21 protein-coding genes and 1 tRNA gene are annotated in these 23,319 nt (G+C 67.1%); 14 read left to right on the top strand and 8 right to left on the bottom strand.

The window, feature by feature from the left end; genetic code table 11:
- Window position 1: 1 nt before the first annotated feature.
- Entirely contained in the window at window positions 2-1,255 is a 1,254-nt protein-coding gene (locus C0V74_RS11155) for a DUF418 domain-containing protein (protein ID WP_246844858.1), read from the bottom strand.
- A gap of 31 nt (window positions 1,256-1,286) precedes the next feature.
- The gene (locus tag C0V74_RS11150; RefSeq protein WP_143251809.1) at window positions 1,287-2,408 is read right to left on the bottom strand and encodes an SPOR domain-containing protein; all 1,122 of its coding nucleotides are present in this window, start codon (window positions 2,406-2,408) and stop codon (window positions 1,287-1,289) included.
- Between the two features lie 222 nt (window positions 2,409-2,630).
- Between C0V74_RS11150 and C0V74_RS11145 the strand changes: the two genes are divergently transcribed.
- The 3 genes from C0V74_RS11145 to C0V74_RS11135 are packed head-to-tail and all read left to right on the top strand — an operon-like array spanning window position 2,631 to window position 5,339.
- Entirely contained in the window at window positions 2,631-3,347 is a 717-nt protein-coding gene (locus C0V74_RS11145; RefSeq protein WP_131621892.1) for a ParA family protein, read from the top strand.
- Window positions 3,348-3,378: 31 nt separating this feature from the next.
- A complete protein-coding gene (locus tag C0V74_RS11140) occupies window positions 3,379-3,924 on the top strand; it encodes a hypothetical protein (protein WP_143251808.1) in 546 nt (181 codons plus the stop codon).
- Window positions 3,925-3,947: 23 nt separating this feature from the next.
- Entirely contained in the window at window positions 3,948-5,339 is a 1,392-nt protein-coding gene (locus C0V74_RS11135) for an SPOR domain-containing protein (protein WP_143251807.1), read from the top strand.
- A 59-nt stretch (window positions 5,340-5,398) separates the two neighbouring features.
- On the opposite strand, the gene C0V74_RS11130 is transcribed toward C0V74_RS11135, so the two are convergent.
- Together C0V74_RS11130 and C0V74_RS11125 are read right to left on the bottom strand one after the other, a co-directional pair.
- Entirely contained in the window at window positions 5,399-6,619 is a 1,221-nt protein-coding gene (locus C0V74_RS11130) for a dihydroorotase (RefSeq protein WP_143251806.1), read from the bottom strand.
- A complete protein-coding gene (locus C0V74_RS11125; protein WP_210413480.1) occupies window positions 6,616-7,653 on the bottom strand; it encodes an aspartate carbamoyltransferase catalytic subunit in 1,038 nt (345 codons plus the stop codon). Before C0V74_RS11125 ends, C0V74_RS11130 begins: the two co-directional genes overlap by 4 nt.
- 102 nt (window positions 7,654-7,755) lie before the next feature.
- Between C0V74_RS11125 and sppA the strand changes: the two genes are divergently transcribed.
- The 4 genes from sppA to C0V74_RS11105 all read left to right on the top strand — a co-directional run bounded on the left by sppA (window position 7,756) and on the right by C0V74_RS11105 (window position 11,782).
- On the top strand, window positions 7,756-9,633 hold the full coding sequence (sppA, locus tag C0V74_RS11120) for a signal peptide peptidase SppA (RefSeq protein ID WP_143251805.1): 1,878 nt from the start codon (window positions 7,756-7,758) through the stop codon (window positions 9,631-9,633).
- Window positions 9,634-9,711: 78 nt separating this feature from the next.
- Window positions 9,712-9,786, top strand: a tRNA-Val gene (locus C0V74_RS11115).
- Window positions 9,787-9,913: 127 nt separating this feature from the next.
- On the top strand, window positions 9,914-10,831 hold the full coding sequence (locus tag C0V74_RS11110) for a methyltransferase (protein ID WP_143251804.1): 918 nt from the start codon (window positions 9,914-9,916) through the stop codon (window positions 10,829-10,831).
- Between the two features lie 42 nt (window positions 10,832-10,873).
- The gene (locus C0V74_RS11105; RefSeq protein ID WP_143251803.1) at window positions 10,874-11,782 is read left to right on the top strand and encodes an arginine deiminase family protein; all 909 of its coding nucleotides are present in this window, start codon (window positions 10,874-10,876) and stop codon (window positions 11,780-11,782) included.
- On the opposite strand, the gene C0V74_RS11100 is transcribed toward C0V74_RS11105, so the two are convergent.
- A complete protein-coding gene (locus tag C0V74_RS11100; protein WP_246844855.1) occupies window positions 11,779-13,083 on the bottom strand; it encodes a sulfotransferase in 1,305 nt (434 codons plus the stop codon). The two genes, C0V74_RS11105 and C0V74_RS11100, sit on opposite strands and share 4 nt — an antisense overlap.
- Before the next feature lie 101 nt (window positions 13,084-13,184).
- On the opposite strand from C0V74_RS11100, the gene serS reads away from it, so the two are divergent.
- The 3 genes from serS to C0V74_RS11085 are packed head-to-tail and all read left to right on the top strand — an operon-like array spanning window position 13,185 to window position 16,271.
- Window positions 13,185-14,459 carry a serine--tRNA ligase gene (serS, locus tag C0V74_RS11095; RefSeq protein ID WP_143251801.1) on the top strand — a complete coding sequence of 425 codons (1,275 nt, stop codon included), beginning with the start codon at window positions 13,185-13,187 and terminating at the stop codon, window positions 14,457-14,459.
- On the top strand, window positions 14,456-15,217 hold the full coding sequence (surE, locus tag C0V74_RS11090; protein ID WP_131621967.1) for a 5'/3'-nucleotidase SurE: 762 nt from the start codon (window positions 14,456-14,458) through the stop codon (window positions 15,215-15,217). Before serS ends, surE begins: the two co-directional genes overlap by 4 nt.
- A 13-nt stretch (window positions 15,218-15,230) precedes the next feature.
- Window positions 15,231-16,271, top strand: a complete 1,041-nt coding sequence (locus tag C0V74_RS11085; RefSeq protein ID WP_143252281.1) for a potassium channel family protein — start codon at window positions 15,231-15,233, stop codon at window positions 16,269-16,271.
- Here the strand turns inward: C0V74_RS11085 and C0V74_RS11080 are convergent.
- Window positions 16,256-16,654: a DUF1761 domain-containing protein gene (locus C0V74_RS11080; protein ID WP_210413412.1), complete on the bottom strand. Its 399-nt coding sequence runs from the start codon at window positions 16,652-16,654 to the stop codon at window positions 16,256-16,258. The genes C0V74_RS11085 and C0V74_RS11080 overlap by 16 nt on opposite strands.
- 75 nt (window positions 16,655-16,729) lie before the next feature.
- On the opposite strand from C0V74_RS11080, the gene rimO reads away from it, so the two are divergent.
- Window positions 16,730-18,118, top strand: a complete 1,389-nt coding sequence (rimO, locus tag C0V74_RS11075) for a 30S ribosomal protein S12 methylthiotransferase RimO (RefSeq protein ID WP_143251800.1) — start codon at window positions 16,730-16,732, stop codon at window positions 18,116-18,118.
- Here the strand turns inward: rimO and C0V74_RS11070 are convergent.
- Window positions 18,115-18,690 (bottom strand): alpha-ketoglutarate-dependent dioxygenase AlkB, encoded by a 576-nt coding sequence (locus tag C0V74_RS11070; RefSeq protein WP_143251799.1) that lies wholly within the window; start codon window positions 18,688-18,690, stop codon window positions 18,115-18,117. The two genes, rimO and C0V74_RS11070, sit on opposite strands and share 4 nt — an antisense overlap.
- A 38-nt stretch (window positions 18,691-18,728) precedes the next feature.
- Window positions 18,729-19,928, bottom strand: a complete 1,200-nt coding sequence (locus C0V74_RS11065; protein ID WP_131621871.1) for an LL-diaminopimelate aminotransferase — start codon at window positions 19,926-19,928, stop codon at window positions 18,729-18,731.
- A gap of 95 nt (window positions 19,929-20,023) precedes the next feature.
- On the opposite strand from C0V74_RS11065, the gene phaC reads away from it, so the two are divergent.
- The 3 genes from phaC to clpS all read left to right on the top strand — a co-directional run bounded on the left by phaC (window position 20,024) and on the right by clpS (window position 23,255).
- The gene (gene phaC, locus C0V74_RS11060; RefSeq protein ID WP_143251798.1) at window positions 20,024-21,877 is read left to right on the top strand and encodes a class I poly(R)-hydroxyalkanoic acid synthase; all 1,854 of its coding nucleotides are present in this window, start codon (window positions 20,024-20,026) and stop codon (window positions 21,875-21,877) included.
- A 107-nt stretch (window positions 21,878-21,984) separates the two neighbouring features.
- A complete protein-coding gene (locus C0V74_RS11055) occupies window positions 21,985-22,749 on the top strand; it encodes a phasin family protein (protein ID WP_143251797.1) in 765 nt (254 codons plus the stop codon).
- Window positions 22,750-22,889: 140 nt separating this feature from the next.
- On the top strand, window positions 22,890-23,255 hold the full coding sequence (gene clpS, locus C0V74_RS11050) for an ATP-dependent Clp protease adapter ClpS (RefSeq protein ID WP_246844853.1): 366 nt from the start codon (window positions 22,890-22,892) through the stop codon (window positions 23,253-23,255).
- The last annotated feature ends 64 nt before the right edge of the window (window positions 23,256-23,319 follow it).

Raw genomic sequence — 23,319 nt, 5'->3', positions numbered from 1 at the left:
GCTATCGCAGCGGGAAAATCCGACCGTAGGTGAGACAGCGCCACAGCCACTCGAGCGGGCCATACCGGAACCGTGCAAGCCATGGCTGCGACCATGCGAGCATCGCCAGCCATGCCAGCAACACCACGAGATACAGCTTCGGGCGGTCGAGCGCGCCGAACAGGTTCAGGCCCCAGCTCTGGAACACCACCAGCATGATGAGGGAGGTGCCAAGGTAATTCGAAAATGCCATCCGGCCCGCCGCCGTGACCCGGCGCCCGAGCCAGCCGGTCGCCTGCGGCGCCCACAGCGCGAGCAGCGCCGCAAGGCCAAAGATCGCGGGCAACCGGGTGAGGGTCTGGGGTCCCAGAAACGCGAACATCGTGCCCGTGTAGGTCAGCCCATCGGCGAGGGCCCCCAGCGCGAGCGCGAGCGTCATTGCCGTACCGGCGCCCAGCCCCCACCAGCCCCACCGGGCCTGGGTGCGCCGGTCGATCCTCCCGTCAAACAGCCCGGTCCGATAAAGAGACATGCCGACCAGCATCAATGGCACCGTTTCGAGCGCGGTGTGCGTGAACTGGTCGATCCAGTTCCACCGGTGATCGCCCCACGCGTGGGCGACGTAGTCGGCATACGAGCCGCGGGTGTTGATCGCGATCTCGCGCAAGGCGTCGGCGCGTTCACCGTCGAGCATGGCGGCCGCATCGCGCGCCAGCGGCGCATACTGCGGGTTCGCACCCAACGACTTCTCGCTGGCAGCCCACATCAGCCCATATTGCAGCGAGTTCAGCACCGCGCCGAACAAGTACATGGTCAGGCCCGCCGCTAGTTGGTGGACCGCTGGCAAGCGTAAGACGAGCAGCGCGATCAACCCGCATAGAGCATAAAGGGTCAGGATGTCGCCGCGCCACAGCAGGTAATAATGCGCCAGCCCGAAGACCAGCAGCCAGCCGAGCCGCCGCACCTGCACCCAGGACGAGCCCGTACGCACCGTCACCCGGTCGGCGAACAGCACCAGCCCCGCCCCGAACAATAGCGTGAACAATCCGCGCATCTTGCCGTCGACGAAGACGAACTGAGCAACCCATAGCCAATCGGACACCGGGCCGTGCGCGGTCACAAAACCGCCGGGCCACATGTAGGCCATGTAAGGTTGCCCAAAGGCGACGATGTTGGCGGCCAGGATGCCCATGACCGCGATGCCGCGAATGAAATCGAGGCTTACCAGTCGCTCGCCGGTCGCCGTCGGCAGGGCGGAAGGATCGGCGGCGCTCACCGCGCGCCCGTAGGCTGGTCGCGGCCCCGGCTCAACGGGTGACGATGCAGCCCTGCCCCGCCGCCTTGAGCGCGTTGCACGCACCTTGCGCGTCGCCCTGCGTCGCCCACCCGGCTGCAAGAAGCCGGGTCAACCGTCCGGATCGCATAGTGACCTTGCTCTTGCCGGAAAGCACCGACCTGCCCGTCAACTGCGACCACAGCCGGTCGGCGTTGCCGGCCACTGCAAAGGCACCGAGCTGAACCTTCCACGGTCCGCTCGTGTCAGGCGCTTCGGCGCGAGCGGGCGAAGCGGCGCGCGCCGCTTGCACCTGCGCGCGCTCGCGCACCGGCGGCGCAGCGGCAACCTGGGCCCGCGCCGGCCTGGCAAAGTCCGCTCCGGCATCAGCCGGACTTTCGGTGCCGGTCGCGCGCATGGCTTCGGCCACCGCGGCTTCGGCAGAAGCCACGGACAGCGGAGCCGGCGCGCCAGCAATCGGCTGAGATCCCTGCACCGCGGCGGTGCGCACCGGCGTCTGCACTACGCCATCGAAGCCCTGCCCCAGATCCGCCGCGGACAACTGCGCAGTGCGGATGGCATCTGCCTGCGCGCGCATCTGCGCCGCCAGCGACTGCGCTTGCTGGCGCTGCGCCAACGGCACGAATTCGTCCATCTGCTGGATCGCGGGCCGCGCTTGCGGCAGGTCAGCCGCGTTCGCCAGCGTTAGCAGCGCGTAAGCCCGCACCCAGTCTCGCACTACCAGGTCGCCGTTGAAATAGGCGATCCCCAGCAGGTACTGCGCACGCGGATCGCCGCGTTCGGCAGCGGCGGTGACATACGGCAAAGCCTGCTCGCGGCGGCCGTCCTGGAACAGCAGCAGGCCATAGTTGTCGGCCGCCTTGAGATGCCCTTTCGCCGCCGCGCGTGCATACAGGCTCTCGGCTTCGGCAATGTTTTCGGGCACCCCGCGCCCAAGCCGATACGCCTGGGCGAGGTTGAATAACGCATCCGCATCGCCCTTGGCGGCGGGTCCCTTCCATTCCGCGATCGCGCGCGCGAAGTCTCCCGAAGCCCACGCGTCCACGCCCGCCTTCACGTCCGCGTGCGCCGGGATCGAGGCTAACGCGAGCCCCGCCGCGAGCATCGTGATGGCGATGGAGTGCGTCAGGCGCATGGTGATCGAGCTCTTCCCCTGTCGCCCGATGAACGGGCTGATGACCAGCGTGACATAGTGAACCAGCCGTTAGCAAAGGGTTTCTGTGGAGGGCACTTTCGGGCGCCCAGCAGTGGCACCGCCGACGGGAGGATTAACGTTAAATTAGGGGTATGCTGCGATCTCCTCTGGCGAAGGGTGCATGGGTGCACTTTGGCAACGGGTTTTTCAGGGGGACCAGCCTTGCGGGTACTGGCATTGGCTTCGCAGAAGGGTGGATCGGGCAAGACAACCTTGTCCGGGCACATGGCCGTACAGGCGCAGCGCGCCGGCGCCGGGCCGGTGGTGCTGATCGACATCGATCCGCAAGGATCGCTGGCCGACTGGTGGAACGAGCGGGAGGCCGAATATCCGGCTTTCGCCCAGACGACAGTGGCGCGACTCGCCAGCGATCTCCAGGTGCTGCGCCAGCAGGGCTTCAAACTGGCGGTGATCGATACTCCGCCGGCGATCACGATGGCGATCCAGTCGGTCATCGGTGTGGCCGAACTGATCGTCGTTCCCACCCGCCCCAGCCCGCACGATCTGCGCGCCGTCGGCGCCACGGTCGATTTGTGCGAACGGGCCGGCAAGCCGCTGATCTTCGTAGTCAACGCCGCGACGCCCAAGGCCAAGATCACGTCCGAAGCCGCCGTCGCGCTAAGCCAGCACGGAACCGTCGCGCCGATCACGCTGCACCACCGCACTGACTTCGCCGCCTCGATGATCGACGGCCGCACGGTGATGGAAGTCGACCCCGAAGGCCGCTCGGCCGCCGAGGTCGCCGCGCTTTGGAACTATGTATCCGACCGGCTGGAGAAGAACTTCCGCCGCACTGTGTTCGCCGCGCCCAACGCGGTGTCCGCCGCGCCCAGCGCATATCGTCCCCAGGGTGGCTTCGGCCGCCGGGTGGCGCAGTAAGCGCAGGCACGAGAGAAAGGCCGAATCGCAGATGGCCGAAGTCACCTTCGCCTCGCTCAGCCCGTCGCTGCTCGCTCGCAAGGGCGGCGCGAAGCCGGCCATGCGTCCGCAGCATGCGGCGCTCGCCGCGATGACGGCAGCCGAACCCATGACGGCACCTGCGCCCGACCAGCTCGAGGATCTCGGCTGGAACGACATGGGCGAGCACGAGCCTGCCGTCGCGACCGGCGCGGAGGTGTATCAGCTCACCCCGATGCCGCGCATGGTCGAAGAAACGGACACCGAGGCTCCGCTGCCGGCCGTGGTTCGCCAGCAGGAACAGCTCGCCGAGCGTCTCGATGCACCGGCACCGGACATGGCCCCCGCGCCGGCACCGACCAAACGGCGTTCGGTGCAACAGCGGACCGGCCGGGCCGCGTTTACGCTGCGTCTCGATCCGCACCGCCATCTGAAGCTGCGGCTTGCCACCACCATCAAGGGCGTGAGCGCACAGGCGCTGGTGACCGACGCGCTCGACGCGCTGCTCGCTGACATGCCCGAACTCGATACGCTCGCCGCGCAAGTTCAGCGGCGCTGAACGCGACCACAGGGGAAGATACCATGATCACCCGCACGAACCGCACCTCTCGCATGCTGGCGCTGGCCGCCGGTACAGCGCTCGCTTCCACCGCGCTGGCAGGCTGCGCCACCAATGTCGCGCCGCGTGCCGACTTGTCGGCGAGCAAGGCAGAGGTCGCCATGACGCGGGGCGACAGCGGCTCGGCGATCACTAATGCGGAAGCCGCCGTGCTGGCCGACCCGCGCAACGCAAGCTATCGCACGATGCTGGGCGCGGCGTACATGGATGCGGGCCGCTTCCTGGCCGCGCGCACCAGCTTCGACGACGCGATGACGCTGGGTGATACCAGCCCGCGCACAGTGTTGGGCTTCGCGCTGGCGTCGGTGGCGGCGGGCGACCGGGCAGCCGCGTTGCGCGTCCTCAGCGATTATGGCGACGATATCGCCGCGGCGGACCTGGGCCTGGCGCTCGCCCTCGCCGGTGAACCGCAGCAGGGTGCGTTCGTGCTGTCGAATGCCCTGCGCAGCGGAGACAACACGCCCAAGGTGCGCCAGAACCTGGCCTATGCGCTCGCCCTGGGCGGCGATTGGGCCGGCGCCCGGATCATGGCGGCAGAAGATGTGCCCGCCGACCAACTCGGCGCGCGACTTACCCAGTGGGCGGCGCTTTCGACGCCCGACCAGTCGACCAACCGCGTGGCGGCCCTGCTGGGCACGCGGGCGGTGGCTGACGCCGGCCAGCCGGTGCAACTGGCGCTCGCCAATCACCCGAGCCACGGCCAGCTGGTGGCCGAGGCAGCAGCCGTCGCCGCCCCGGTGACCGAACCCGCGCCAGCGCAGGAAGTCGCCTTTGCCGGTGGCGAATTGCCGCCAGTCGGCAGCTATGCACCAGCCGCCCAGCCTGCCCCGGTGGCGATGCAGGTGGCAGTGGCTGCTCCTGCGCCCGCGCCTACACCCGTGCCCTCGGCAGACTTCGACACCGCGTTCGCCGCGCAAGCGCCCAGTGGCGCGACACCTGCACAGATGATCGCTTCCGCTGCGGAATTTGTCGCCCAGCCGGTGATCCAGCAGGCTCCGACCCGCGTCGCTTCGGCCAAGCCGGTCCGCAAAGCCGCGAACCGGACCGTCGCCGCCAGTCAGTCCGGCGACCATCTCGTGCAGCTCGGCTCCTTCTCTTCCGAAGCCAGTGCCCAGCGCGCATGGGCCATTTACGCCAAGCGGTTCCCGCAGCTCTCCGCCTTCGACATGGTGATCACTAAGGCGGTGGTGCGCGGTAAGACCTACTACCGGGTCAGCGCCGGCGGCCTCCAGCGGGCTCAGGCAAGCTCTGTCTGCTCGACGGTGCGCGGCAAGGGCGAACAGTGCATCGCCTGGGCCGAGGGCCGGCCGCTGCCGGGCGCGGTCAATACCGGGGTGCGCATGGCGCGCCGCTAACCCGTTTCACAAGCCACCGAGCGAAGGCCTCTCCCGCACCCGCGGGAGGGGCCTTTTCTTTAGAGAGCCAAGCCACCCTTGTAGAGCGCCACCACCCGCCCCTGGGTCGGTTGGCGATCGAATGGGGTATTGCCAGCGGTCGCTGCCATTTCGCGGCTGTCGATCACCCATGGCCGTTCGGGATCGATCAGCGCCACGTCCGCCTCGAATCCTTCGCGCAGTTCGCCTGCCTCGACGCCCAACAGGCGAGCCGGGGCGCCCGCGAGAAGATCGAACGCGCGGGCCAAGTCGATGACTCCGTCCCTCACCAGCGTAAGCGTCATGGCGAGCAGCGTTTCGGCCCCTGCCATGCCAGGAGCGGCATCGGCGAAGGGTAGACGTTTGTCTTCCGGGCCGCGTGGATCGTGCCCGCTGGCAATCACGTCGATCGTGCCGTCCGCCAGGGCTTCGCGTACCGCCAGGCGATCATCCTCGTTCCGCAGCGGCGGCGACAGCCGCGCGAATGTGCGGAAGTTCATCGTCGCCAGGTCGGACAGCACGAAGTGCGCCGAGGTGATCCCCGCGGTCACTGCAACGCCCCGCGCCTTGGCTGAGCGCACCAGCGCCAGCGCCGCGCGGGTCGTCACCTGGCGGAAGTGCACCCGCGCTCCGCTGAGTTCCGCCAGCGCGATATCGCGGGCGACGGCGAGCGCCTCCGCCTCGGCAGGCGCGCCGGGCAGGCCAAGACGGGTCGCCATCTCGCCCGCGGTGGCCGCCGCATCCCCCGCAAGGCCCGCATCCTCTGCATGGACCACCACCACCAGGTCCAGCATGGCGGCGTACTGCAGCAACCGCAGCATCACGCCTGAATCGCCGATCCACTTGCGACCCGTGGCGACCGCGCGCGCGCCGGCTTCCCGCATCAGCGCGATCTCGGCCAGTTCGTGCCCGGCCAGACCCACCGTCGCGGCTGCCAGCGGGTGGACCCACAGATCGGGCTTCCCGCTCTTGGCGATAAAGTTGACCCGCGCCGGATAGTCGAGCGGCGGGTGCTGGTCGGGCATCAACCCGGCGCGGGTGATCCCGCCGAAGCGGAAGGCGGGCTTGTCGACCGCGAACACCCCCAGATCAACCAGTCCCGGTGCGATGAGCAGCCCCTTTGCGTCGATCACTTCGTCGCCGTCACACGGCTCGTCGAACCCGGCGATGCGCCCGCTTGCGAGCCGCAGCGCGCCCTCGCGAATACCGTCGGGCAGCACCAGCCGGCCGCCAACGATCGCCAGAGGGCCCGCCTGCCTCATTCCCAGCCCGCCACTTCGCGGCGGCGCCGGGTCAGCACCTCCAGGCAAGCCATGCGGATCGCCACGCCCATTTCGACCTGCGCGGTGATGAGGGACCTGTCGAGCAAATCGGCCACCTCGCTGTCGATCTCCACCCCGCGGTTCATCGGCCCGGGGTGCATGACCAGCGCATTCGGCGCGGCGCGCGCGAGCCGCTGGTGCGTCAAGCCGTAAAGGTGGTGGTACTCGCGCGCCGAGGGGACGAACTGCCCGCTCATCCGCTCGGTCTGCAAGCGCAGCATCATCGCCACGTCCGCGCCTTCCAGTGCGCGGTCGAAGTCGGTGAAGGCAGTGACGCCCATCGCCTCGATCTGGCTCGGCAACAGGGATGGCGGCGCGCACACCCGGACGCTGGCGCCCATCGCCTGCAGGCACAAGATGTTGGACCGCGCGACACGGCTGTGAAGCAGGTCGCCGCAGATCGTGACCGTCATGCCAGTGAAGTCGTCGGCCGTTTCACCCCGCGCCCGCAAGGCATGGCGCAGCGCCAGCGCATCCAGCAAGGCTTGCGTCGGATGCTCGTGCTGCCCGTCGCCGGCGTTGAGCACCGGGCAATCGACCTTGTCGGCGATCAGCGCCGTCGCGCCGCTGCTGCCGTGGCGGATGACGATCGCATCGGGCCGCATCGCGTTCAGCGTGATCGCGGTGTCGATCAGCGTTTCGCCCTTCTTCACGCTCGATTGCGCGGCGTGCATGTTGACCACGTCGGCGCCCAGCCGCTTGCCGGCGATCTCGAAGCTCAACAGTGTGCGGGTGGAGTTCTCGAAAAAAGCGTTGATCACCGTCAGGCCGGCCAGCAAATCGCTGCGCTTGGCCGCGCTGCGATTGAGCTGCACCCACTGCTCCGCCTCATCGAGCAGATAGAGGATCTCGTGCCGCTCAAGCTGGGCGATCGCCAGCAGGTCGCGGTGCGGGAATGCACGTGCGCCCGCCGGATAGCGTCCGGGCGATGCGCCCGCTCCACCTGAAAATGCCGCCGATGTCATTGAAGCCATGCCCTTGGTCGAGCGCCATAGGCCGGTCAAGTGCATTCGGGTGGCGCTCGCCGGTGCAAGCCCCTAGATCGCCGGCAACGCTTTAACGGGAACTCCCCTTACATGTCCTTTGCCCGCAAGGTCTGGCACCTGATCGTCGCCGTCAAGGATGGCCTCAGCTTGCTGTTCCTGCTGCTGTTCTTCTTCGCGCTCTATGCGGTGCTCACTGCCCGCCCCAGCCCCGCGGCGGTGCGCGACGGGGCGCTGCTGATCGATCTCGATGGCATTATCGTGGAAGAAAAGAGCCAGCCCGACCTCGTCAGCACGCTGCTCTCGGGCCAGGTGCCCGCCGGCGAGTACGATGTGCAGGACCTGGTACACGCGCTCGACGCCGCCGCCACCGATGACCGGATCAAGGCGGTCGTGCTCGACCTGTCGCGTTTTGTCGGCGGGGGCCAGGTGCATATCGAGGACGTGGGCGCTGCGCTCGACCGGGTGCGCGCGGCGAGGAAGCCGGTGCTGACCTGGGCCGTCGCCTATACCGACAGCGGGGTCATGCTGGCGAGCCACGCCAGCGAGGTCTGGGTCGACCCGCTCGGCGGAGCGGTGATTACCGGGCCGGGCGGCAACCGCCTGTATTACGGTGAGCTGCTCCGCAACCTCGATGTCAACGCCCGGATCTACAAGGTGGGTACCTACAAGAGCGCGGTCGAACCCTACTACCTGAATGAAATGTCCGAGCCGGCGCGCGAGAATTACGCCCAGCTTTACGGGGCATTGTGGAGCGAATGGCAGGCAAACGTCGCCAAGGCGCGGCCCAAGGCGCAGGTTGCAGCGATCACCGCTGATCCGGTGGGCTGGCTGCAGTCGGCGGGATTCGATCCGGCGACCGCGGCGAAAAAGGCCGGTCTGGTGGATCAACTGGGCGACAAGGTCGCGTTCGGCCAGCGCGTCGCCCGGATCGTGGGCGAAGACAAGTGGGACGACAGCCCCGGCGCTTACGCCAGGACCGAACTCGATCCATGGCTGGCGGACAACCCGCTAGAAAAAGCGGGCGGCGCAATCGGGGTCGTCACGATCGCGGGCAACATCGTCGATGGCGAAGCGGGCCCCGGGACCGCGGGCGGCGACCGAATCGCCCAGGTGCTCGACGACGCGCTCGACGATGACCTTAAGGGCCTGGTGGTGCGGGTCGATTCCCCCGGCGGCTCGGTTATGGCGAGCGAGGCAATCCGGCGCGCCATCATGCGGCACAAGGCGAAGGGGATTCCCGTCGCCGTGTCGATGGCCAACGTCGCAGCCAGTGGCGGCTACTGGGTGTCGACCCCGGCGCAGCGCATCTTCGCCGAGCCGAGTACGATCACCGGTTCGATCGGGATTTTCGCGGTGGTGCCAACGTTCGAACGGGCCGCCGCGCGCTGGGGTCTCAACGCCGATGGAGTGAAGACGACGCCGTTGTCGGGCCAGCCCGATCTGGTGTCAGGCTTCACGCCAGAGGTCGACGCCCTACTCCAGGGCTATATCGAGAACGGTTATGGCGACTTCATCACCCGGGTTGCGCAATCGCGCAAGATGACCCGCGAACGGGTTGATGCCGTTGGCCAGGGCCGCGTGTGGGACGGCGGCACCGCGCGCCAGATCGGCCTCGTCGATCAGCACGGCGGCTTGCAGGACGCGCTGGCGTGGGTGGCCGGGCAGGCCAAGCTGGGCGATGGCGACTGGCACGCCGAATACCTGGGTGAACAGCGAGGCGTCGGCGACACGCTGCTGCGCCAGCTGTTGATCGGGGAAAGCGAGCGAAGCGCCGGCGCGAGCGACGTGTTCGGCGTCCTCACCGCGCGCCGCCAGTCGGTGCTGGCACAACTGGCCGGGGACGCCGATCGGCTGACCAGGGTACAGGGAATGCAGGCGTATTGCCTGGAGTGCGCCGGAACCGTGCAGCGGGCAGATGAGGCGGCGCTGTCTGGCTGGGTCGCCCGGTTGATCGCGCTGGTGGCTTAGGCGCTTGCCAAGCAGCCAACCGGGTGGCAAAGGCGCGCCCCTGTCCGCATCCCGACCAGGTTGGGAGTTCGCCAGGACGGGCGCGTAGCTCAGCGGTAGAGCACACCCTTCACACGGGTGGGGTCACAGGTTCAATCCCTGTCGCGCCCACCATTACGGTCGGCGGCGCCTGACCAGCGCTCGGAACCGGCGTTAAGCCAGGCGCGTTCGCTGCAGCGTGCCCTTCGATATCCATCAGACCGATCCTTCATCTCCTCGCCGGACGCAGGGAGACAAGCCGATGCTGGCGTTGCTCGAAGCGCTCAAACAGCGCGGTTACGCCTTCGTCAGCCCCACCCCGGCAACGCACCAGCGGGTGATCGCGCGGCCGCACAAGGCGCTGGCGGGCGATCTGCGCGACGTGTTCGGGTGGAGCCTGCCCTTCCGGCCCGACCTGCTTGAGCCAGAGCTCTGCCGCATCGTCATCGACGGCGGGCTGGCGGAGGTTGGCGCCAACGACCTGCTGAAGGCCACCGTTCGCGTCTCGAGCCTGGGCGACAATCTGATCGTCCATTCAGCCTATCCCACCGTGCATGAAGACGCCGTGTTCTTCGGTCCCGACAGCTACCGGTTCGCCAACCTGATCGAACAGGAACTCGGCAGATTGGACAGCCAGCGCGTCACGACGGCGCTCGACATCGGGACCGGCGCCGGCGTGGGCGCGATCGTCATCCGCCAGGGGTGCCCGTCCGCGCGCGTGCTCGCCACCGACGTGAATCCCAAGGCGCTGCGGTTTGCCGCGGTGAACGCCCAGGCCGCCGGAGCGCAAATCGAGTTCATCGAAACGAGCGGCATTCCGCACCCCGACCTTCCGATCGATCTCGCGGTCGCCAACCCACCCTATATCATCGACGGTGCGAGCCGCGCCTATCGTGACGGTGGGGATTTGCACGGAGCGCAAGTGGCGATGGACATGGTTGCCGATACGCTACCCCGGCTGTCGGCGCGCGGGACCATGATCCTCTATACCGGCTCGGCGATCATCGACGGGGCTGACGGCCTCAAGACCCAGCTGCAGGGACTGGCCGCTGCTCACCAGCGAGCGCTCAATTACCGCACCCTCGATCCGGACGTGTTTGGGGAGGAACTGGCAAACCCATCTTACCGCGATGTCGAGCGCATCGAACTGGTGGCGGCGGTTTTTCTTGGCGCGAACTGACGGGCCGGCGGAACGAAAATCCGTTTAAAAGGCTGTCGTTGCATGAAATTGGAATTGGAAGCCGGCCGCCTGTTCGCGCGCCGCACGCACGAAAACCCCTCCCTTGAAGTGTCCGGTGAAACCGACGCGTTGCAACGCGTTCTGGTGTGCGCGCCCAATCACCTGAAGCCGGTGCCGTGCTGTTCGGTGACCAAGGAGAGCATCCGCGACGGTTTTGAATCCGACACGCATGTTGCGCTTGCCCAGCATCGCGGCTTGCGCGAGATTCTGGCAGCCAATGGCGCCGCCGTGGACCTGCTTCCCCCGCGCCCGGGGATGCCGGACCTGTGCTTCACGCGGGATGTAGGCGTGAGCACTCCCTGGGGTCTGGTGGCGCTTAACCCTGCGCTGAAGCATCGCGCGGTCGAAGTGGCTCACTTCAAGGCGTGGGCCGAAACCTACACCCAGTCGCGTGTCGAGCAGGTCACCGTCGGTTCGATCGAAGGGGGCGATGTCTGTGTCGCGCGTCCGGGACTTCTGATCGTCGGGGTATCGGGCAACCGGACCGATGACGAGGGCGCGGAAGCCTTCGCCGCGCGTTTCCGGCACGAGGGGTGGGAAGTCCTGCTCTACCGGTTCGACGAGCATTTCCTCCACCTCGATACGATCTTTTCGATGCTGAATCCCACGACGGCGCTCGGCTGCACCGAGGTGCTGGACGACGCATTTCTCGAAACCGTCGCCCGGCGCGGCATCAAGGTCCTGCCGGTCACGTACAAGGAATCGCGGCTGCTCGGTTGCAATGTCGTGTCGATCGACGGGCAGCGGATCATCGCCGGAGCCGGCACTCCGCGGGTGAGCGCGATGATGCGCGACGCCGGGTTCACGGTGACGGAGACCAATCTCGACCAGTTCACCGCCTGCGGCGGCGGGGTCCACTGTCTGACGATGCCGCTGCTGCGGGGATCCTAGCGTCCGAACAGCCGGCGCGGCGGAGGGACGGCGCCTTCCATCGGAACATCTAACCGCCGCACGTAGTCCTCCAACCGTTCGAGCACTTCGTTCTCGCCGAGGCCGAATTGCGACAGGCTGTATCGATGAGGGCGGCGCTTCAGCGCGCGGCTGCGTTCGACGTAGCGCTCCATCCCCGTCACCGCGCTGTCCATTTCCAGCCCGAGAAAGCGATAGACCCGCGCCATGGCTCCGCGCCAATCGCGGTCCATCTCGTCGTACTGGACATCGATCATCCGCTCGGCCGGGATCGCCCGGCGCGCTTCCATCATGCGGTCGACCATCAGCCCGGTCTTGCGCAACCATTCGCGGCCGACGGTGCGCGGATCTGCGTGATCGGAATAGATAATCGTCTGGTTCCACGCGAGCGACGCCGCGCTGCCGACGACCGCGCGCGGATCGCGATGGGTGAAGATCAGTCGAGCGTCCGGGAACACCTTCAGCAGTGCCGGCAAGTCGAGCATGTGCTGGGGGGTCTTGAGGATCCAGGGGCGCAGGCTGCTTTCCTGCTGTGACCAGCCGACGAGGCGGAGCAGATTGGCGAGGTGGCGATAGGCTGGCGTCGCGTCCTCGCCCTCGCACCAGCGTCCATAGCTCGGCACGGTCCACTGCGCTTCATGCTTCATCCCGTACATGCTGGCGACCAGCAGGCCGAGCTCCTCTTCCGGTTCGAAGGGTCCGGTCGGGTGAATCGACAGCGTGCGCGGATTGGCAAGGCGCGCGACTTTCATGATCCGGCTGGCGAGCTTAGGGCGGAAGTCCGCCTTGCGCCCCGCCATCACCTCTTCGAACCCTAAACGCGGGACCGGGCTGATCGTCTCGAAGCTGCGCAGATGGGCGAACCGGCGGTCGGCGGCGAGCAAGCGGTGGAGGCGGGTGGTGCCTGACCGCATAGGGCCGACGATCACCACCGGGTGCGGGATTGGGCGGGCGAGTATTTCCGGATGCCGCTCGAACCACGTTTGCGCCAGCAGGCGATCGCGCAGCACGTGGTGAAACTGCTGGCGGGCGGCCCAGTCCCCAGCGGCGTTGAGGCGCGCTTCCCCATGAATCGAGTCCAGCAAGGCATCCAGCGGCCGTTCGAACCACGGATCGCCGAAATCTTCGTGGCCGACGTCCTCGACAGCGCGCGCCAGCATCTCGCTCTTGTTCAGACCGGCCGGCGCAACCAGTCCCGCGCGGCGTCCGGCGCGCAGGGTGCCGTCGAGTATGTCGATGAACTTCGTCCGCCGCGGCGGCTGGACGGTCTTTTGCTGGCTCAAGTCAGGTCCCTGTCGCCACCCTGGCGTGGCTGTTCTACCGCCGCGAAGGCCGCTGGTTCCCGCATTGCGCGGGGTCCGGCGCTGGGGCATAGGCCGCGCCCATGCATGATATCCGCCTGATCCGCGAGGACCCGCAAGCATTCGATGACGCACTCGCGCGGCGCGGTTTCACGGCTTCGGCGCAAGAGGTTCTCGCGTTCGACGAGCGGCGGCGCGCGGCCGCGACGAAGGCGCAGGATCTGCTCGCAAGGCGCAATGAAGCGTCGAAGGCGATCGGGGCCGCGATGGGCCGCGGCGACAACGATGGGGCCGAAGCCCTCAAGGCCGAAGTCGCGGCGATCAAGACCGAGCTCCCTGCGCTGGAGGACGAGGAACGGGCCGCCGGCACTGCGCAGGACAACCTGCTGGCCAGCATTCCCAACCTGCCCGCCGAGGACGTGCCGGAAGGGGAAGACGAGGCGGGCAACGTCGAGGTCGCTTGCTGGGGCAGCCCGCGCAATTTCGCGTTTCAGCCACAGGAACATGCCGATTTCGGCCCGGCTCTGGGTCTCGATTTCGAAACCGGCGCGGCCATCGCGGGCGCGCGCTTCACGTTCCTCAAGGGCCAGATGGCGCGGCTGCAACGGGCGCTCGCGCAGTTCATGCTCGACGCACAAACGATGCAACATGGCTTTATCGAGTGCGCCACGCCGCTGCTGGTGCGCGAAGAGGCGATGTTCGGCACCGGCCAGCTGCCCAAATTTGCCGAGGACTCGTTCGCCACAACCGATGGCCGCTGGCTGATCCCGACCAGCGAGGTCAGCCTGACCAATTCGGTGCGCGAGCAAATCATCGACCTGCCTCAGCCGCTGCGACTCACCGCGCTGACCCCCTGCTTCCGTTCCGAGGCGGGATCGGCGGGGCGCGACACCCGGGGCTACATCCGCCAGCACCAGTTCGACAAGGTGGAGCTGGTCTCGATCTGCCGGCCGGATGATGCCGAGGGCGAACACCAGCACATGCTGCGGTCGGCGCAGACGATCCTGGAACGGCTCGAGCTGCCGTACCGCACGATGCTGTTGTGCGCCGGGGACATGGGTTTCGGAGCGAAAAGGACCTACGACCTCGAAGTGTGGCTGCCGGGCCAAAGCGCCTACCGCGAGATCAGCTCGATCAGCTGGTGCGGCGATTTCCAGGCGCGGCGGATGAACGCGCGCTATCGGGCGGAGAACGGCAAGCCGGCATTCGTCCACACGCTCAACGGCAGCGGTCTCGCGGTTGGGCGCACGCTGGTGGCGGTGCTGGAAAACTACCAGCAGGAGGACGGATCGGTGATCGTGCCCGAAGCGCTGAAGCCATGGGCCGGCGGGCTCGAGCGGCTGGTGCCGACGGCATGAAAATCCTCCTCACCAACGACGACGGCATCTACGCCCCCGGTCTGGCGGTGCTGGAGGAAATCGCGCGCCAGTTCACCGACGACATCTGGATCTGCGCCCCGGCCGAGGAGCAATCGGGCGCGGGCCACTCCCTCACCCTCAGCCGCCCGGTCCGGATGCGCCAGCACGAGGAGCGGCGCTTCTCGGTCAGCGGCACCCCGACCGACGCCGTAACGATGGGCCTGCGCAAGGTGATGGACGGCGTCCCGGACGTGATCCTGTCAGGCGTCAATCGCGGCGCCAACCTGGCCGACGACATTACCTATTCGGGGACCGTTTCCGCAGCCATCGAAGGTGCGCTGGCGGGTATCCGCTCGATCGCGCTCAGCCAGGTCTATGCCGGCGAAGGCATGGGCGATGCGGTGCCGTTCGATGCGGCGCTGGCGTGGGGTGCCAAGGTGCTGGGGCCGCTGCTCGACGTGCCCCTGCCCCGGCGCACGCTGGTCAACGTCAACTTCCCCGCCCTCCCCGCCGACGAGATCAAGGGCATTCGGGCGGTCCGGCAGGGCTTCCACGACTATTCGCGCGGCACGGTGGTCGAAAGCCGCGATCCGCGCGGATATCCCTATTACTGGTTCGGTCTGGAAGCGATCGAGCACACATTGGATCACGGCACCGATCTGGAGGCGATCTCCGACGGGTATGTGTCGGTGACCCCGCTTCAGCTCGACCTGACGCACCACGCCTCGCTGGGCGATCTGGGTGAGCGGTTCGCTTGATGGGGCCGCCGCCATGGTAAGGCCCAAGCGGGTTCAGCCCGGGTTCCATCCGCTGCGCCGCAAGGTGGGGCTGCCCATCTGGGCCGACGCGTTCATCCGCCTGGCGCTGGCGATCGGGCTGATCGCGCTGGTGGTCGCGATCCACTGGTTCGACCGCGATGGGCTGATCGACCACCATGACGGGCACATCAGCCTGCTCGACGTGGTCTATTTCACGATGATCTCGATCACCACCACCGGGTTCGGCGACATCGCCCCGGTGAGCGACAAGGCGCGGCTGATCGAGGCGGTGATTGTCACCCCGATCCGGATCGCGGTGCTGTTCATCTTCGTGGGCGCCGCCTACGATTTCGTCATCAAGCGCGGTTGGGAGAAGTGGCGCATGAAGCGCATTCAGGAACGTCTGACCGATCACGTAGTGGTTATCGGCTTCGGCATCTCGGGTTCGGAAGCCGTGCGCGAACTGATCGAGCGGGGCACCGATCCCAGCTGCATCGTGGTCCTCGATTCCAGCGAGGAGCGGCTGCACGAGGCGGAAGAGCTTGGCTGCAACGTCATGGCGGCCGATGCGTCGCGCGACGAAAACCTGATGGCGGTGCGGGTGGCCGAGGCGCGCACCGTGCTGGTGTCCGCCGGGCGCGACGACAGCTCGATCCTGATCGTGCTCACCGTGCGTCACCTTGCCCCCAAGGTGCCGATCAGCGTGGTTGTCCGGGCGGAAGACAACGAACTGCTGGCCCGGCAGGCGGGCGCGGACAACGTGATCAATCCGGTGCGCTTTACCGGGCTGTTGCTGGCCGGCAGCGCGCAAGGGAGCCACGTCGCCGATTACATGGCCGACCTCGCCTCGGTCGGCGGCCGCGTCCAGCTGGTCGAGCGTCCGGTGAAGCCGGAGGAGATCGGCCGCAGCCTCGACGACCTGACGAACGGTGCGCGGGGTCTGCGTATCTATCGCGGAGAGCAGGAACTGGGCTTTTGGGAGGCGTGCACGCTGCAGGCCGGCGACGTCATCGTCGAGATCCGGCCCACGATCAGCGCTCAGCCCAGCAAGTAGAACACCAACCCCATCGCGAGGTAGGCCGCCAGCCAATAGCCGGCGTGAATGATCGTCACGCGAACGGGCACCCGGGTCAGGCCGAAACTGGTCAGTAGCGCGGGGATAACGAAGGCGAGCGCCAGTCCGCCGCTCATCATGAAATACAGCCATGGCTTGGCGGCGAGCGTGTCGGCGCCAACCCGCGCGAACATATGGCCCAGCATCGCCGCGGTGATGACGAGCAGTAGATCGGTGAACAGCATGGCTTTTACAGCCAGGGGCTTAGGCGCCAGGGATCGGCGGGCGCCGCCACGCCCGAACAGCGGACCGAACCAGACCAGCGCGAGGCCGCCTGCGACCAGCACGGCCACCACCACAGCGATCCAGTTGACGGGGCCCACGCGCGATCCTCTTATATTTGTTAGTTCCGCAAGCTGTAGCGTAAAGCCGCCAACAGGTGTAGGGGCGCGCCCGTCATGGCATCTTCCGCAACCGCGATCCCCGACCAGAAGAAGGTCGGGATGGTCAGCCTCGGCTGTCCCAAGAACCTCGTCGACAGCGAGCGTATCCTGACGACCCTGCGTGCTGATGGCTATGCCATGAGCGCTGATTATGCGGGGGCCGACGTGGTGCTGGTGAACACCTGCGGGTTCCTCGATTCGGCCAAGGAGGAAAGCCTGGAGGCAATCGGCGAAGCGATCGCGGAAAACGGCCGCGTGATCGTTACCGGTTGCATGGGCGAGGAGGCGGAGGCGATCCGCGCGCGGTTCCCCCAGGTGCTCGCGGTCACTGGCGCGCATCAGTACGAAACGGTCATCGACGCGGTGCGCGAGGCGGCGCCGGCGAGCCAGGGCCCATACGTGGACCTGATCCCGCAGGCGTTCGCCGACGACGGCGGGATCAAGCTGACCCCGCGCCACTACAGCTACCTGAAGATTTCCGAAGGCTGCAATCACTCCTGCGCGTTCTGCATCATTCCCTCGCTGCGCGGAAAACTCGCCAGCCGGCGGATCGACGCGGTGCTGCGCGAGGCGGAGAAGCTGGTCGCCGCCGGCACCCGCGAACTGCTGGTGATCAGCCAGGACACCTCGGCGTACGGAGTCGACACCCGCCACGAAACCCGCACCTGGAAGGGGCGCGAGGTACGCGCGCACATGACCGACCTCGCGCGGGAACTGGGGCAGTTGCGCACACCGGAAGGCGCCACGCCGTGGGTGCGGCTGCATTACGTGTACCCCTACCCCCACGTCGACCAGGTCATTCCGCCGATGGCGGAAGGGTTGCTGACGCCCTACCTCGACATCCCGTTCCAGCACGCCGCGCCCAAGGTGCTGCGTGCGATGAAGCGCCCGGCGAACGAGGCGCGCGTGCTCGAGCGGATCAAGTCATGGCGCGCGATCGCGCCCGACCTCACCATCCGCTCGAGCTTCGTGGTCGGCTTTCCCGGCGAGACCGAGGAAGACTTCCGCTACCTGCTCGACTGGCTCGAGGAAGCACAACTTGACCGGGTGGGCGGTTTCCGGTTCGAACCCGTCGCCGGGGCGCAGGCGAACGCCCTGCCCGATCACGTGCCCGACGAGGTGAAGGAAGAACGCTACGCCCGGCTGATGGAAGTCACCGAGCGGATCAGCGCCGCCAAGCTCGCCGCCAAGGTCGGCCGCACGCTGCCGGTGATCATCGACGAGGTCGGCGAGCCGGACGAGGACGGCGATATCGGTGCCACCGCCCGCAGCCAGGCCGACGCGCCGGAGATCGACGGGCAGGTGTTCCTGCGCAACGTCTCGCCGAACCTCAAACCCGGCGACTTCGCCGACGCCAGGATCGAGGATGCCGACGCGCACGACCTGTACGGCGTGGCGTTCTAGCGCATCGTCCGGAGGGTTACGCTGCGGCGGGTGGCATCAGTCGGCGCGATCGAGTGCTCCCACTGCTCGCGCACCGCGCCGCTCAACAGATAGAGCGAGCGCGGAGGAAGCGGCACACCGACCCGTTCGAACCCGCCGCCCGGCAATCGCCGGCGCAGGCGCAGCGTGACCGGCGCCCCCAGCGAAAGTCCGATCACCTCGCCATACTGCGGACGGTCGCGGTGCCAGCCGATCCCGGCGCCAGGGTCGTAGCGAATGAGAAGTCCCTGCACGAACTGCCGGGGATCGCGCGCGACCTGCGGCGCGAGCTCGTCGCGCAGCGCCACCAGCCAGTCCGGCAGCGGCGGCGCGTCGCTTGGACGGGCGCGCTGGTAATCGTAGGCCGAGCCGTAATTCACCGTCAGGCGCTTCCCCTCCCACTGGCCGAACTGGAACGGGGCCAGGGGCGCAGCGTCGATCAGCGCGGAGATTTCAGCTTCGCGTGGGGGCGTGATCGCGTCGTGCACCTGCACCAGCCCCGGCACGGCGGGGGGCGCTGGCGCATCGCTGAACAAGGCAAGCTGATCGGTCACGCTCCCGATGTGGGGAGCGCCCCGCCCGTGCCAAGCCGTCAGGCGGCGCTGGCGTTCACCCCCATCGACTGGAACCAGCGGCGCACGTTGCGCGCGGCCTGACGCAGGCGCTGCTCGTTCTCGACCAGCGCGATGCGCACGAACCCCTCGCCGTCCTCGCCGTAGCCCACGCCGGGCGCGACCGCGACTTGCGCCTGGGTGAGCATCTGCTTCGAAAACTCCAGGCTGCCCATGTGCGCCAGTGCCGGTGGCAGCGGTGCCCAGGCGAACATGCTGGCGGCGGGCGGCGGGATGTCCCATCCGGCGCGCCCGAACACCTCGACCAGCACGTCGCGCCGCTTGTGATACAGCGCGCGGTTCTTCTCGACTATGTCCTGCGGGCCGTTGAGCGCCGCGCAGGCGGCCGCCTGGATCGGGGTGAACGCGCCGTAATCGAGGTAGCTTTTCACCCGCGTCATCGCCGCGATCAGCTGCTGGTTGCCGACCGCGAAGCCGATCCGCCAGCCGGCCATCGAATACGTCTTGCTGAGCGAGGTGAACTCGACCGCGATGTCCTTCGCGCCCGGCACCTGCAGGATCGAGACGGTCGGCTTGCCGTCATAATAAAGCTCGGAATAGGCGAGGTCGGAGATGACCCACACCCGGTTCTCCTTCGCCCACGCCACCAGCCGCTCATAGAACGCCAGGTCCACCGTCTCGGCCGTGGGGTTGGAGGGATAGTTCACCACCAGGATGCTTGGCCGCGGCACAGTGAAGGCCATCGCCTTTTCCAGGCTGCGAAAATAATCCTCGTCCGGCGTAGTCGGCACGCTGCGGATGGTGGCCCCGGCGATGATGAACCCGAAGGTGTGGATCGGGTAGCTGGGATTGGGCGCCAGCACGACATCGCCCGGCGCGGTGATCGCGGTGGCGAGGCTGGCGAGCCCCTCCTTCGAACCCATCGTGACGACGACCTCGGTTTCCGGATCGAGGTCCACCCCGAAACGGCGGCCATAATAGTTCGCCTGCGCACGGCGCAGACCGGGGATGCCCTTGGATTGCGAATAGCCGTGGGCATCGGGCTTTTGCGCGACCTCAACCAGCTTTTCGATGACGTGCGGCGGGGGCGGCAGATCGGGGTTCCCCATGCCCAGGTCGATGATGTCCTTGCCGCTCGCGCGGGCGGCCGCGCGCATCCCATTGACTTCGGCGATCACGTAGGGCGGCAGGCGCTTCATGCGGTAGAATTCGTCGGTCATCGGTCCCAATCGCTGGAGCGGGGTGCGCACCCGCGCGTTTGGCTGTAAGCGAATATCGACGCTGGTGAAACAACTAGCGCACCCGGAGAGCATCAATGGCCGACGACGACCGCAGCCCCGATCCGTTCACCGCGCTGTGGAACAGCCAGGGCGACGCGATGCGCCAGGTGTGGGGTGGGCTCATGCCCGGTGGTACGCCGCAGGTGATGACCGACTGGGCCGAGATCGGCGCGTGGTCGGATACTGCGCGCAAGCTGCAGGCGATGTGGCTGGAGTTCGTGTCCGCCAAAGCCAGCGCGGCGGGCGATCCGGCCCATGCGTTCGACCCGATGCAGTTCATGGTGATGAGCCAGGGGTGGCAAGCCGCTGCGCAGCAGGGCCTGGCCGCCACGCAGAGCATGGCCGAAGAAGGCATGAAGCTGTGGCAGACCGTCGCCGCCGGTGCGATGAGCGCCGGCGCGGCCGAGCCTGAACTGCCGCGCGCTGACAAGCGCTTTGCCGATCCGGCGTGGCGCAACCATCCCGCGTTCGCGCTGCTTCATCAGACCTACCTGATGGTCGCCGAGACCATGACCAAGGCGGCCGAGCAGGCGCCGGGCATCGACGCCGAAAAGAAGGAGCAGTTGACCTTCGCCACCAAGGCGCTCGTCGAGGCGATGAGCCCGGACAACTTCCTCGCCACCAACCCCGTCGTCCTCCAGCGCACGATCGAGAGCAAGGGCGAGAACCTGGTAAAGGGGATGCGGCACCTGATCCAGGATCTGGAGCGTGGCCAGCTCACGCATACCGATCCCGATGCGTTCAAGCTGGGCGAGAATATCGCCGTCACTCCGGGGAAGGTGGTGCACGAGGGGTCGTTGTATCAGCTGATCCAGTACTCCCCATCGACCGATCAGGTGCTCGAAACCCCGCTGGTGATCTTCCCGCCGTGGATCAACCGGTTCTACATCCTCGATCTGACGCCGAAGAAAAGCTTCATCAAGTGGGCGGTAGATCAGGGACTGAGCGTATTCATCGTCAGCTGGAAGTCGGCCGACGCGAGCATGAAGGACGTCGTGTGGGACGACTACATCCGCGCCCAGATGGAGGCGATCGACATTGTCCGTGAACGGCTGGCCGTGCCCGCCATCCATGCCATCGGGTACTGCGTATCAGGGACCACGCTCGCGGCGGTGCTCGCGATCCAGGCGCGGCGGGGCGAGGCCGGAAAGGTCGCATCGGCCACCTTCTTCACCGCGCAGGTCGATTTCGAGAAGGCGGGCGAGCTCAAGCATTTCATCGACGATGGCCAGCTCGAGATGATCGGCAACATCGCCAAGGACGGCTATCTCGACGGGCGATACATGGCCGCGACATTCAACCTGCTGCGCGGGCGCGACCTGATCTGGAACTACGTGGTCAACAACTACCTGCTGGGCGAGGATTACCCGGCGTTCGACCTGCTGCACTGGAACGGCGACGTCACCAACCTGCCCGCCAAATGGCACGGTGATTATCTGCGCGACCTCTATCGCGGCAACAAGCTGGTGGTGCCCGATGCGCTGGAAGCAGATGGCACCCCGATCGATCTGACCCGGATCGAAACCCCGATCTATATTCAGGCGGGGCGCGAGGACCACATCGCTCCGGCTGAAAGCGTCTGGCGGATGACCCGCCATGTGCGCGGCGACACCACGTTCGTGCTGGCCGGGTCCGGCCACATCGCGGGCGTCGTCAACCATCCTGACGCGGGCAAGTACCAGTACTGGACCGGCGACAGCGCTGCCGCCTCGCTGGATGATTTCGTCGCGGGCGCGACGGAGCACAAGGGCAGCTGGTGGCCGCACTGGCGCGCCTGGATCGAAAACCGCGGCGGCACGATGGTGCCCGCCGAGGGCAAGCGCGTACCCGGCGCGGCGGGAGACACGGTGGTCGAGGATGCCCCCGGTCGCTATGTGATGACCCGATAACCAGCTGACCGACTCCGGCAGCAGACGCAAATGCTGCACCGCACAAAAATCCTTGACTTCGCTCTTCTACTGCTTATTTGTGCAGTGCAACATAGGAGCGAAATCCGATGGCCGATGCCGCCGATGACCAGGGTCAGAACGTCAAAGCCGTAGCTGCGGAAGCGCCGAAGCCTGACGCGAAAATCGACGTCTCCCCGACTGACACGTCCAAGATCGCCCTCGCGGTTGCGGGCATGAAGACTTCGCCGGCCAAGGCTACCGGAAAGTCAGGGCGCAAGTTCAGCGCCGCGAAGGCCGCTCGCAAGAGCGACGCCCCCGTCACTTCCACGCCCGACCGTGCCGAACAGGCCGCGCCGGCCGGGCAAGACACTATCGCCGCTCCCCAGCGTGCGATCCCCACCATCTCGCAATTGAAGGACAAGATCATGGAAACCACCACCACCCAGACGACAGAGTTCACCCAGGGCATCAAGAACACCGCCGCCCAGGCGCAGGAGCGTGCCAAGGCCGCTTACGACCGGCTGCAGACCTATGCCGGCGAGATGACCGAGTTCACCAAGGGCAACGTCGAAGCGCTCGTGGAATCGGGCAAGATCGTGGGCACCGGCGTGCAGGACATGGCGCGCGATGAGATCGAAGCCGCCAAGGGCGCTTTCGAAACCCTGACCGCCGACCTCAAGGCGATGGCCGCGGTCAAGAGCCCGACCGAGCTGTTCAAGCTGCAGGGCGAGATCGCCCGCCGCAACTTCGACGCCGCGGTCGCGCGCGCTTCCAGGAACGCCGAAGTTTCGGTCAAGCTGGTCAACGACGCGTTCGCGCCGATCTCGACCCGCATGAGCGTGGCCGCCGAGCGGATGAACGTGGCCGCGTAAGCATTGCTTCAGGCGAACAATCAGCGGGCCGGACGGTGAGAGCCGTCCGGCCCGTTTTTCGTGTCCGCGGTCGCTTGCGCAGCCCTAACTCGCGCTCGCCATCTTGCAGCCAGCCCGTTCGATACGATATTGCGCGCCTGATGACCGATCGCTTCCCCCCCTGCGCCAGCCCTACCCGCTCCGCCGGGCGGGACGAGGACGAGGGCACAGACGACCAGATCGGTATCGCCACCAAGACCCGTGCCAAGCCCAAGAAGCCCAGCCAGTACAAAGTGCTGATGCTCAATGACGACTACACTCCGATGGAGTTCGTGGTGATCGTGCTGAAGCGGTTTTTCCGGATGGACATGGAACAGGCTACCCGGGTGATGCTGCATGTCCACCAGCGGGGCGTCGGCGTGTGCGGCGTGTTTCCCTATGAAGTCGCCGAAACGAAGGTGAACCAGGTGATGGACTTCGCGCGCCAGAACCAGCATCCCCTCCAATGCACGCTGGAGAAAGCCTGAAACTGACATCCTGCGCGCGGTGCAGGCGCGTTGACACACCCTGACGGGGCATGACCGGCGGCGG

It is taken from the genome of Altererythrobacter sp. TH136, assembly GCF_007065885.1.
Lineage (GTDB): Bacteria > Pseudomonadota > Alphaproteobacteria > Sphingomonadales > Sphingomonadaceae > Tsuneonella.
This window is presented reverse-complemented; position numbering and strand designations above follow the sequence as displayed.

Bases quoted from the DNA above. Each gene is read 5' to 3' on its own strand.
- C0V74_RS11150 (WP_143251809.1), bottom strand. From the start codon at position 2,408: ATGCGCCTGACGCACTCCATCGCCATCACGATGCTCGCGGCGGGGCTC.
- C0V74_RS11140 (WP_143251808.1), top strand. From the start codon at position 3,379: ATGGCCGAAGTCACCTTCGCCTCGCTCAGCCCGTCGCTGCTCGCTCGC.
- C0V74_RS11135 (WP_143251807.1), top strand. From the start codon at position 3,948: ATGATCACCCGCACGAACCGCACCTCTCGCATGCTGGCGCTGGCCGCC.
- C0V74_RS11130 (WP_143251806.1), bottom strand. From the start codon at position 6,619: ATGAGGCAGGCGGGCCCTCTGGCGATCGTTGGCGGCCGGCTGGTGCTG.
- C0V74_RS11125 (WP_210413480.1), bottom strand. From the start codon at position 7,653: ATGGCTTCAATGACATCGGCGGCATTTTCAGGTGGAGCGGGCGCATCG.
- sppA (WP_143251805.1), top strand. From the start codon at position 7,756: ATGTCCTTTGCCCGCAAGGTCTGGCACCTGATCGTCGCCGTCAAGGAT.
- C0V74_RS11110 (WP_143251804.1), top strand. From the start codon at position 9,914: ATGCTGGCGTTGCTCGAAGCGCTCAAACAGCGCGGTTACGCCTTCGTC.
- C0V74_RS11105 (WP_143251803.1), top strand. From the start codon at position 10,874: ATGAAATTGGAATTGGAAGCCGGCCGCCTGTTCGCGCGCCGCACGCAC.
- serS (WP_143251801.1), top strand. From the start codon at position 13,185: ATGCATGATATCCGCCTGATCCGCGAGGACCCGCAAGCATTCGATGAC.
- surE (WP_131621967.1), top strand. From the start codon at position 14,456: ATGAAAATCCTCCTCACCAACGACGACGGCATCTACGCCCCCGGTCTG.
- C0V74_RS11085 (WP_143252281.1), top strand. From the start codon at position 15,231: ATGGTAAGGCCCAAGCGGGTTCAGCCCGGGTTCCATCCGCTGCGCCGC.
- rimO (WP_143251800.1), top strand. From the start codon at position 16,730: ATGGCATCTTCCGCAACCGCGATCCCCGACCAGAAGAAGGTCGGGATG.
- C0V74_RS11065 (WP_131621871.1), bottom strand. From the start codon at position 19,928: ATGACCGACGAATTCTACCGCATGAAGCGCCTGCCGCCCTACGTGATC.
- phaC (WP_143251798.1), top strand. From the start codon at position 20,024: ATGGCCGACGACGACCGCAGCCCCGATCCGTTCACCGCGCTGTGGAAC.
- C0V74_RS11055 (WP_143251797.1), top strand. From the start codon at position 21,985: ATGGCCGATGCCGCCGATGACCAGGGTCAGAACGTCAAAGCCGTAGCT.
- clpS (WP_246844853.1), top strand. From the start codon at position 22,890: ATGACCGATCGCTTCCCCCCCTGCGCCAGCCCTACCCGCTCCGCCGGG.